Raw genomic sequence first — 10,608 nt, forward strand, 5'->3', positions numbered from 1 at the left:
TTAGCACTACAGCGAAACTTATTTATTCACCTCCGGGGACTGGCTCTCCCCGCACTTATTTTTTCCAATAAAACCAAGATCATTTGTAATAAAAATAAGTGCGGGGGTGCCTGTCCCCGATTTAGACAGGTTGAAAAGTTTTATAAGTTTCACTGTAGTGTTAGGGATTAGAACAAGAAAAAAACCTTGCCTGCATGTTTGTGGGGACAGACACCCCGGCACTTATTTTTTGGGATGTCTCCTGTCAGAAACAGCCTTTCAGTCTAGCCTCGTGCCTGGAGTAGCCAAACCTGTCTTCAACATAGTGCAGGGCTTTTTCCACTTGTTGATCGTATTGCTGATCATTATTCATAAAATACTCCATGACTGATTCAACTTCCTCTGGCCGGGCATATATGGCTGCCTCCTGAAAAAGCACTTCATATTCGGAGGGTATGATTACCGGGACTCCAGTTGCCATAGCCTCAATAATTACCCTTCCAAAGGACTCAACAAGGTCTGGATGGGTATAGTAGACGAAAAAGTCCAGGTTGGAAAGAAATGCCTGAGGGTGAACAGCCCCGAATTCAAGAACATTCCAGTTTGAGGGCAGGCGGCCAAGCATTTTTTGCGGGGCCTGGGCTCCGCCCAGCACATGAACTTCATATCTATCTGACTCCGGGTAGATGGTCAACAAATCCCCAGGGTTATCCGGCCACTTGTAAATATCATCCCTGGAATGTCTGCCGATAAGTATTCTGTCGCCTCGGACCGGCTTTGAAGCCCTTTTCCATCTGGAAACATCAATGATATTGTGCCAGTCGTTACTGTCAAGGTTTATCAGGTTGACTTCAGGGGCATGATGCTCATGCAAAGCTCTGCGAATTAAGGGGCCGATGGGATGCCACACTCCTGTGCATTTGAAGTACCTGGACAGATTGTCTGAACAACTCTTAAAACTATAGTAAAATTTGGGGTTTGCTCCATAATGTTTCACAGGGGTTTGATTAATAATCACCCTGACATTATCAGTCTGTATATCTGGAACGTACTTTTGCAGATACTGGAGCACTGGCGGATGCCTGATTATCAGTACATCGCAACTGACTTTTTCTCCAAAGGTAATAAAACTGACTGCGTCGCCATTAAGCATACGCCTGATTCGATAATCAATTTTTCTGGAAGGAACCAGGTCATACCGGTTCATTTGAACCAGACCTGTACGCATGCCAGCACTTGTCTGGGCTTTAATTTCCTCAATATTGGAAACAGTGGTACCTCCTGGTAGCCGGAACTCAGAAGCAATGATTACGTCAAAATGCTTTCTGTTTTTTAGAGAAGGCTCTTTCGGCAGCATGGGCGCCGGCACTGGAAAGGGCCTGACCTGCATCGTGTTATTGATAAAGAGCTGGGGTGCATGTTCATGAAAATACTCAAAACTTTCCTTATATTCTTTTCTTACGCCCATGAAAAACCCGGGGTATCCAAAGTGCCTGCTTCCAGTAAGCGAATCCGGGGATTGCCTGAGAAAAGATAATGGTCCAGTTTTTAAATGCTGCACTGAAGCTTCTCCAAATATCTTCTTCAGCCTCGCTGTGAACTCACCATCCGCTCCAAAACGGACACTGTCCCAGAATCCAGCTTTTTCCAGAACAGGTTCCCGTCGAAACATCAGTGAAGACATGTTGACCTGGATATAACGGCCAGGATTCCCCCTGCGAAAAAAATGTAAATCACTGAAGGCCCTGGAAAGCTGAGATGTATTGGCAATTTTAGATGGATTATCCAGGAGATGGCTTGCCTGAATTTCCAGTTTCTGTGGATGAGACCAGTCGTCGGAATCATGGCAGGTAACCAGTTCACCTCCGGCTACCGCAAGTGCAATGTTTCTAGCCACGTATGGTCCCTGGTTGGCATCAGCCCTGATCAGCTTAATTCTGGGATCATTATTTACATATTGCTTTACAACCTCGGATGTGTTGTCTGTACTGCAGTCGTCAACGACAATTATTTCCAGATTGCTCCATGTTTGCGACAACAAGGATTCAAGAGCGGTTGCAACTGTGTTTTCTGCATTATAAGCTGGAATGATTACACTTATGGTGCATGTATCCGGTGCTGGGACCAAGGCATTGGAATTCCCTGTCAGGGAATCAAAATAAGACCTGGAAAGAGAGGGTGTGAAAGATATGCCTGACAGCTTTGACAGCTCAAAGGCTTTGTTGATCCAGTGTACCTTTTCGGAAAGATGCTGCTCAAGGTTTGCTGCTGCCAGAAAAAGGTCGGCATCGGGGCCCATTTTCAATGCCTTCTGTAGTACGTGTCTTCCTGTTTCAGGGTCCTCAAGCAGATAATGGCACTCAGCCTCAAGAATGGCTCCCTGACGCAATCTTTCCCTGTCTCTGGTCCCTGACAGGGCCTGTTTCAGAAAATTCAGGCATTCAAGGGCACTGTCACGAGTGTATTGGTTGGAATACCACAGGGCAAGTTCCCAGGATGCCGATTTTTTTAAAATGTTGTCGCTGATGAGGGCCTTCAGGTCGGCAATGGTTTTTTCCTCAAAGCCCAGGCTCTGGATACGGATCCTGTATGCGTGTAGAATTTTTGAACCAGGGCTCTGAACCATATTTTCGACATTAATAAATCGGCTCAGAAGCAGAAAAAAAGGACGCAGAACAGGCCAGGCCCTTGAATTTCTCAGTCCGGATGCCCATTCAAATGTTCTTTCAACACGGTTTTTCAGAAATCTGCTATTTATCATTCTAACGCCGGCTTTGCCCGCAACCCAAAAACTTATTCTCACGCAAAGGCGCTAAGGTCGCCAAGAAAGACAGGATAATGTTTTTCATTCACCGGTCACGCCTGAGGCGTGATTGCCGGCAATCGCCACCGAGGATTCCGTGAATGGTTACCCGGCGATTATGGACTTTTAAGCACAGGATTTGAGAGTACCTTGTTAATTGTTGTAAGTGCCGCCTTATAATTACCCTTGCTGATTTCTTTTTCCAGTGTGCGGCAGTAGTGGACCAGGTCAAGCCGGTCCAGGTCCAGGTCTTTCGGGGTGTCAGTCCTGTTTTCTTTAACAACTTCAAGGAGTTGGTCAAGCCTTTTTTGGTCAAAGGGCATGACAGCGCCCAATGGTTCCAGAGTCCATCTGCCCCAGGTCATGACCAGGACCTCACCAGCTTCAGTCTGTACCGTGTTTTTTACAGTCAGGTCCGGGTTGTGAATAAAATACGGCACTGACTTGAGCATACATTCAGTCCCGGGGAGGTATTCCAGAAAAAGGTTCAGATCGCTTTTTTCTTCCGGAGTGTCCACAGCTATCCATGTCCTGCTTACAAATTCGCGGCTTAGGATTTCATGCAGGGACTTGTGTGATGTCCGGAAGGCTTTCACCAGTTCAGGTGAAGGCTTAATGGAATAATAGTATTCGAGCAGATTATCATGCAGACTTTTCCATTTATTTCCAGGAACAGGCTCACCCAGACCATATTCAAGGATCTGACAGACAAACGGTTCCCGGGTGTACCTGGTGACCAGGGCCGGTGCTTTTAACTCATTGCGGGATATCCGGGTAAAGAGATAGTCTTCGTTCTCAAACAGTTGAGCAGATTGCGTAGTAAAAACCTGCTTTTGAAATAATGCCTCCTGGTGGGAATCCTGTTTGCCTGTTTTTATCATAAACATGTACATGCCGGGAATGGTCGGGTCCATCCAGTGTACATCCAGGCTCACTCCGGGAGGCATAAGCAGGCTCATTTCCGCCTGAACCATGCTCTCCCGGGCTGACTTATGAAAAACATCCCGCACTGCAAGCTTATCCTTGCCTTCAGGGGATTCCATCTGTATTCCTGGAAATATCAGGGCATCAATTTTGTGCTTGTTTCTGCAAAGATTAACTGCTTCTTTGGTTGAGCTTACAAAGAAGTTCAAAGACCTCCTGAGCAGCAGGATGGACAGGATGGCAATGATGATGTTGCCGCCGTCACTGGTGAGAAACGGGGCCAGGATTATGAAAAATCCTGCCAGAAAAGCAAGGGAAGTGATGATTTTGAGGTAGTTGCCGGTTTTGTCCTGTATATAAAGCTTCAACTTGTCTCGTCTTACGTCACAACCTGACAGGGCCCAGGCACTGAAAAAATAATACCCGGCCATCAGGAACAGCATGAAGATAAACAGCCAGAAATTTAGAACCATGAGCACCAGGAAAGCAGCACTCAAAAAAAGAAGGCTTGCAGATATTTCACAAAACGAAGCGTAATACCCCTGAATTGTTTCTTCCTGGTTTTTGAGAAGGGTCAGGGCGTTGGCCCGGTAAAGAATTTCCTTGCCCGCATCCTGTGACAGGCGGTTGACCATGGCTTCCAGTAAAAGGGTTACTAAATAAAAAGTCACTGCAGCCAGGCTCAGACCCAGGAGCCAGATGGATTTATCAGCAGGGTCAACGAATGGAAAGTATCGGGGCACTCCGGGTGACCCTGCCAGCAATATCACCTTCAAGGGCAGGAGCAAAGACAGTATCCTGGTCATGGTGGCGGTTGCCTCGGCAACGACAACGCCGGCGGTGGTCAAGGGGCGTAACTGAAAAAAAGTCCGCATAACCCGGGCAAACCACGCGGCAAATGCAGAGCTTTCCTGTATAAGGTTCATTTTTCCAGGTTCCAGGGAACAGGTTCGTGGTTAAAGGTGTAAGTCCAACTCGGGCTATGCCCGAAAACCAACAAAAAGCTTTTCCTGACAGGATTTACAGGATCAACCACGCCATAGGCGCGTGGCAGACATAGATTAAAAGTTACCAACATGTTTGTTTGAAATTTGTGCTAAGCGCCTAACCATAATCACGGCGCAGAGATTCAAAATCATGCAGGGGGCGAGGAAATACTTTAAGGAAGAGCTTCTGTCTTCCGGCAAGCATTTCCTTTTTCAGGCAGCCATGCTTGGCCGAGGTATTGACAGGTCCTTGCTCAGCCCTCTTGACCGCGGCCCTGATATCTTTTAATTTCAGAGGATCGAATATCTTTTCATGCAGATAACTGCTCCCTTGAGCCTTGTAGTCATCCAGAAAAAAAAGCAGCACTCTGTCAGGTCTTTTTTCCTTCATGAGACGGATCCGGCGCAGAGACAGGATATATCTCAGTGCTACATAGGCAATGCCCCTGCCGGGCCAGCGGGCCTGAACTGACAGCAGGTGGTCCTCAAAGTGCCGGATACAGCAGATATATATGGGCTGCGCCGGATCAAAAAAGGCATTGTAAAAATCAAAGTATTTTTCATGGTATGGTGTTTTGTACCCAAAATATTTACAGTCTTCACCAGCCTCCCGCCTTTTGCCCTTTTGCAGATTGGCCCAGACGGCAAACATGAAATCCTTACTGGAAAGGCTGAATTTATCAGGCAGTTCTTTTGCAGGGCCGGCGGTCACATCCATTCGCTGGAATCTTTTCACCGTGCGTATAACCCGGTCAATGATAAAGACAGGTATCTCCCCCTGTACAGTCACACCAGGCACCTCATTGAGGACGTTGGTGATAAACCTTGTTCCAGAGCGGGGTGGACCGACTATTATCAAAGGGGTGGCTTTATCTGCAGATGGATAAGCAGGCAACTGAACTTCTCCGGCCGGAACCCGGGCCTGGCCTTGAATTTACTTGACGTGTCCCTAACACTACAGCGAAACTTATAAAATATGTATCTGTTTAGCGCTTTTAAAGAAAGCAGGGGACAGGCACCCCCGCACTTATTTTTATTAAAAATGATCTTGGTATTATTGGAAAAAACAAGTGCGGGGAGAGCCAGTCCCCGGAGGTCAATCATAAGTTTCGCTGTAGTGCTAACAAGAAAAACTATATCAACAACTCCTGAAGGTCAACATGAGCATACGTGAACAAAAAACCTGGTCTAAAAACATGGCGGAAGCTGACTCATGCTGGTCTCCATAATCATCCCCGTTTTCCGCAACAATAAAGGCCTTGATTCCTGCCTGAAAGCACTCGAGGTTCAGACGTGGCCCCGGGATCAGTTCGAGATCCTGGTAGTGAACAACGACCCTGAAAAGGAGATTGATGTCCAGGCGGATGCCGGCAATCTGCACTTTTTAAGGGAAATGACTCCTGGATCATATGCTGCAAGAAACAAAGGAATTAATGAGGCCAGGGGCGAAATCACTGGATTTTGTGATTCGGACTGCATCCCGTCCAGGGACTGGATTGAAAAGGCAGTAAGTTTTTTTAAAAAAAATCCTGACTGCACGCGTCTGGCCGGGAAAATTGAGCTCTTTACCAAAAACCCTGAAAAACCTGCAACCGCCGAGATTTACGAGCAGATCTTCGCCTTCAGGCAAAAAGACTACGCCATCAAAGGAGCAGCCGCCACGGCCAATATGTTTGCATACCGCTCTGTCTTTGCAGACGCCGGCCTGTTCCGCCAGGATCTTATGTCCGGCGGCGATCTGGAATGGGGACGCAGGGCGCAGAAGGCCGGACATGCCATCGGATTTTCCCCTGAGGTTGTGGTGAAGCACCCGGCCAGAAAAAGCCTTCAGGAGCTTATCCTGAAATCCAGAAGGGTTGTAAGCGGCTATATTGTTCTTCATGATGCCCGTTTCAGGACAAATCCCGGCAGGGCGGTACTGCACGCCCTGATCATGCTCAAGCCTCCTCTAGGGTCTGCACGCATGATTTTTGCCCGCAGGGACCTGACTCTTTGGCGCAGGACGGCTGTTTACGGCCTTGAATACCTGTTAAAACTGGTGCAGCTTGGCGAATTTATCCGGCTGCAGGCTGGAGGTTCTCCAAGGAGATAGGCAAGCGTTTACCCATGAAATAGAAGAAGGCATTTACAGTCCAAGTTCATGCTGCAGTATCCTGAATGAAGAGCTCCAGTCATGCCGGGCGGCAAAATCCAGATACGGCTGCTGGTCATGTTTCCTGGATGCAGCCTTTGAAGCCAGAGACACGAAATCGTGCACATTGTCATAAATCCAGGCCGGGCTGTTCATGCTCTCTACTTCCGCCCACCTGGCGCAGATGACCGGCAGACCGGCCGCCATGTATTCCAGAAGCTTCAATGGCCTTATGCCCTGGATAAGCTCCAGGCGATACTTGATATCAAAAGGAATCATCCCGGCAACAGCCGAGTGCATAAGCCAGGGCATTTCTCCGTGGGGAACAGGACCAGGAAAGTATATATTGCCCGGCAGCCGGCCCACGGCAGGATCTGGTCTGCCAGGCCCGGCAAAAACAAAGGATACACCGGACAAGGCTGCAGCGGTCTCTTGAATCAGTCTCCAGTCCAGGCGGGAATCAAGAATTCCTGTGTAAAGAACAACAGGATCAGGAACCTTGGAAAGCACAGGGTGACGGCCCCCGGAACTGCCCTGAGACCTGAAAAACCAGTAATCCACCCCATTGGCTACCAGGGCTGTCTTTTGGGGAGACAGGCTCTCGACATACTCTTTCAAGCCCCGGGCGGAGTATATTGTCAGATCAGCCCTGGACGCGAGCTTTTGGGCCATCCATCTGCAGTGACCGGTCCAGCCGGGAAAATGTTCATGTATGTCCATAACCCTGAAAACACATCTGTCATAATCCAGTTGGTCCAGGAGGAAATGGTAGCTCAGGTTGTCGATATACAGAAGATCCACCTGATCAAGCCCGCTGTTTTTAATAATAGTCTGAAGGGTGGGAAAAACACTTTTGTGCCAGTTGGCAACGACCTGGCGGCTTCTCAAAAGAGGCATGCCGTCAGGGGCCAGTATGGAAAAAGGGATGTAGGAACTTATGTTGTTATTATGAATAAGCGGGCTTTGAAGTGAGGCCTTAAACCTGGCGGGTACTTCCGCGGAGTTGATCTTTAGCAGGTGCAAAGGAGTTACCGGCGCGGCAAAATAATGTACCTCAAAGCTGTTTACCGAGAACTGCCTGGCCAGATGCTGGCTGCCCAGCTGCAGACAGGACCAGTAAGGCTGGATGCAGGCCATGAGGACTTTTCTGGGTTTACTTTTCAAGACGTTTTGTTCCCTCAATATACTATCTGTTTCCGCTGCTTGCTTTTTTTCTCTTCACGCTGCCGGGCTTTGTAAATATAAGGTTGACAGAGCACGGCAGGAATGTTTGCAGAAAAGGGATCAGCCCCAGGAAGTAAAAGTATACCGTAGCCAGAGGATCCCTGTTTTGCAGGCTGGGATGGTAGTCCACATGCAGGTCCAGCCCAGCCTGACGGGATAATCTGGCGACTTCTGAAACAATAAGCACGTCTTCAGGGACGTTACCTCGTTTGCGGTTCATTCTACGGCGAACAAGCCTGTAGAATAACTTCGGCGCTGCAGGTTCGTAGAAATAAATCCCTTTTCCCCCAGGCTTGAGTACACGGAATAATTCCTCGAGGGTCCTTTTATGGGCCAGGAAGTGATGGGCCGAGGCGAAGCAGAATACCAGGTCCAGGGAAGCATCGGCCTCTTTTATTTCATAACTTTTGCAGGCGTAGGCATTGTCCAGTGAAACCTGAAAAACTCTTTCCCATTTTGGAAGAGACATGACGGCATATTCGCTGATATCCGTTGCCGTCACATGCGCCCGTGGAAACAGCTTTTTGTAAACGCAGGCCCCCCAGCCCTGACCGGCACCAAGTTCAAGTACTTTGCCTGTTTTAGGAATAATTTCCTTGTGCCTCTTGAGGCCCTCTAAGAAAACCAGGGCCTCCCTGGACTTTTTGAGCAAGTTTAATACCGAATCAGCTTCAGGGGATTCATGCCTGGAATCCCGCCAGAACTCTACTTCGAGCTTTTGCTTTGAAGCAATCTCTGTATCATTATACTGCATCTGCCTGTTTCCTTAGCACTACAGCGAAACTTATAAAATATAATTACGTATCTCGATTGGGGACAGGCACCCCCGCACTTATTTTTATTACAAATGATCTTGGTTTTATTGGAAAAAATAAGTGCGGGGAGAGCCAGTCCCCGGAGGTCAGTCATAAGTTTCGCTGTAGTGTTAGGCTTAGCACAAATTTCAAACAAACATGTTGGTCGTTAAAATCGGTTCCTGGTTCTTCGTTCATGGAACGTTTGTGGGGACAGCACCCCGGCACATATTTTTTTGAACAAAAAACAAATTAGAAGAGTATTCAGTCTATCTCTGAACGGCTTCAAATTCAAGGCCGTAATTTTCTTCAATCCTTGACAGAGCAGCCGGCTAATTCATAAAAGCTACACTCATGTTGAATGTCCTTGTTGTATCCCAGTATATTGAGCCGCATACAGGCGGGGCTGAGCGCTGCATGCTTGAAGTATGTTCCCGGCTGAAAAACCGTGGAATCAATATCGGTCATCTAAGCGCTGTGGGGGGTAATGAAAAAATGATCTCCCCGCCGCTCAGGTTTTTCAGCGGGGGATTTCACCCTTTTTGGCCGGGGCAGGTAGACAGAGTTCTGCGAAAGTTACGCCCGGACATAATCTTCGCACACTTTACCGTTCCGGGAATTGTCGATATTGCCATCAGGCGGGCTGAAAAAATGAACATCCCCGTATGCCTGGCTTACCACAGCGATATCACAGGACCCGAACTGCACAGAAAGTTGCTGGGCAATGTTTATTACCGGATTATTGGCATGCGAACCCTTGAACTGGCAGGCAGGATCATTGTAAGCTCACCTGAATACCGGTCATCATCCCCATGGCTTGCAGCACTGCACAGGCAATTCGACTATGTCATGCCCGGCGTGGACCCGGTCATGGCCAAGGGCAGGCCTTCACCCTCCTCTCCTTATCTTTTTTTTGCTGGCAAGACGGATTTGAAAAGTAAAGGCTTCGATATTCTTTACAGGGCCTGGATGAGCATAAAAAAGGAATTCCCCTGTCTTGAGCTGGTGGCTGCAGGAACACCTTCCAGACAAGGTGCTTATCCCGGAGTACGGTTTACGGGCAGGGTGGACTCCAGGCAGGCGATGGCGGACCTTTACACATCCGCCCAGGTGACTGTATTACCCAGCACCAGCAATGCCGAGTCATACGGCATGGTCCTGGCTGAATCCCTGGTAGCCGGGACCCCTGTGGTGGGCTCGGATATCGGGGGGATCCCGGCACTGGTGCGTGACGGGGTCAACGGCTGCCTGGCTTCTCCGGGCAATGTGCAATCTCTGGCCAGGGCCCTGGCAAAAACATTACACCACCAGGACCGCCTGCGGGCAAACATCCTGGCAGAAAGGGAGGCTTACCTGCGTCTTTTCAGCTGGGACAATACAACAGACCGGATATTGCAGTCTCTGTCTGCTTGTGCTGGAAGACCTGTGAACACCAAGTAATCGTAACCATTCAGGGGGCAGATACCGGCCAGGGGACAGTCCCCGCGACACTTTTCCTGCACAAATATAAAATCTTGAGAGTTCAAAGTTCCTGGTTCTTCGTTCCTGGTTGAAAGAAATAAAGTCAATAAATTTGGAGAGATATCTGGTCTGGTCCGAAAAACATATTGATCTGCCAAAAATACTAACACTACAGCGAAACTTATAAAACTTTTCAACCTGTCTAAATTGGGGACAGGCACCACCGCACTTATTTTTTATTACAAATGATCTTGGTTTTATTGGAAAAAATAAGTGCGGGGAGAGCCAGTCCCCGGAGGTTAATAA

7 protein-coding genes are annotated in these 10,608 nt (G+C 48.3%); 2 read left to right on the plus strand and 5 right to left on the minus strand.

Going from position 1 to position 10,608, the window contains the following annotated elements:
- Positions 1-244: 244 nt before the first annotated feature.
- From QZP87_RS00915 to QZP87_RS00925, 3 genes are all read right to left on the minus strand, one after another.
- Positions 245-2,740 carry a glycosyltransferase gene (locus tag QZP87_RS00915; protein ID WP_291321046.1) on the minus strand — a complete coding sequence of 832 codons (2,496 nt, stop codon included), beginning with the start codon at positions 2,738-2,740 and terminating at the stop codon, positions 245-247.
- Positions 2,741-2,898: 158 nt separating this feature from the next.
- On the minus strand, positions 2,899-4,632 hold the full coding sequence (locus QZP87_RS00920) for a hypothetical protein (protein ID WP_291321047.1): 1,734 nt from the start codon (positions 4,630-4,632) through the stop codon (positions 2,899-2,901).
- A gap of 178 nt (positions 4,633-4,810) precedes the next feature.
- Positions 4,811-5,587: a sulfotransferase gene (locus QZP87_RS00925; RefSeq protein ID WP_291321048.1), complete on the minus strand. Its 777-nt coding sequence runs from the start codon at positions 5,585-5,587 to the stop codon at positions 4,811-4,813.
- Between the two features lie 318 nt (positions 5,588-5,905).
- Between QZP87_RS00925 and QZP87_RS00930 the strand changes: the two genes are divergently transcribed.
- The gene (locus tag QZP87_RS00930; protein ID WP_291321049.1) at positions 5,906-6,784 is read left to right on the plus strand and encodes a glycosyltransferase; all 879 of its coding nucleotides are present in this window, start codon (positions 5,906-5,908) and stop codon (positions 6,782-6,784) included.
- A 33-nt stretch (positions 6,785-6,817) separates the two neighbouring features.
- On the opposite strand, the gene QZP87_RS00935 is transcribed toward QZP87_RS00930, so the two are convergent.
- A complete protein-coding gene (locus tag QZP87_RS00935) occupies positions 6,818-7,987 on the minus strand; it encodes a glycosyltransferase (protein ID WP_291321050.1) in 1,170 nt (389 codons plus the stop codon).
- Positions 7,988-8,009: 22 nt separating this feature from the next.
- On the minus strand, positions 8,010-8,801 hold the full coding sequence (locus QZP87_RS00940) for a class I SAM-dependent methyltransferase (protein WP_291321051.1): 792 nt from the start codon (positions 8,799-8,801) through the stop codon (positions 8,010-8,012).
- A 394-nt stretch (positions 8,802-9,195) separates the two neighbouring features.
- On the opposite strand from QZP87_RS00940, the gene QZP87_RS00945 reads away from it, so the two are divergent.
- The gene (locus QZP87_RS00945) at positions 9,196-10,281 is read left to right on the plus strand and encodes a glycosyltransferase family 4 protein (RefSeq protein ID WP_291321052.1); all 1,086 of its coding nucleotides are present in this window, start codon (positions 9,196-9,198) and stop codon (positions 10,279-10,281) included.
- Positions 10,282-10,608: the final 327 nt, after the last annotated feature.

It is taken from the genome of Desulfonatronospira sp., assembly GCA_003563255.1.
GTDB lineage: Bacteria > Desulfobacterota > Desulfovibrionia > Desulfovibrionales > Desulfonatronovibrionaceae > Desulfonatronospira.

Excerpts from the sequence above, each read along its gene's own strand:
- QZP87_RS00920 (WP_291321047.1), bottom strand. The coding sequence starts at position 4,632 with ATGAACCTTATACAGGAAAGCTCTGCATTTGCCGCGTGGTTTGCCCGG.
- QZP87_RS00915 (WP_291321046.1), bottom strand. The coding sequence starts at position 2,740 with ATGATAAATAGCAGATTTCTGAAAAACCGTGTTGAAAGAACATTTGAA.
- QZP87_RS00940 (WP_291321051.1), bottom strand. The coding sequence starts at position 8,801 with ATGCAGTATAATGATACAGAGATTGCTTCAAAGCAAAAGCTCGAAGTA.
- QZP87_RS00930 (WP_291321049.1), top strand. The coding sequence starts at position 5,906 with ATGCTGGTCTCCATAATCATCCCCGTTTTCCGCAACAATAAAGGCCTT.
- QZP87_RS00945 (WP_291321052.1), top strand. The coding sequence starts at position 9,196 with ATGTTGAATGTCCTTGTTGTATCCCAGTATATTGAGCCGCATACAGGC.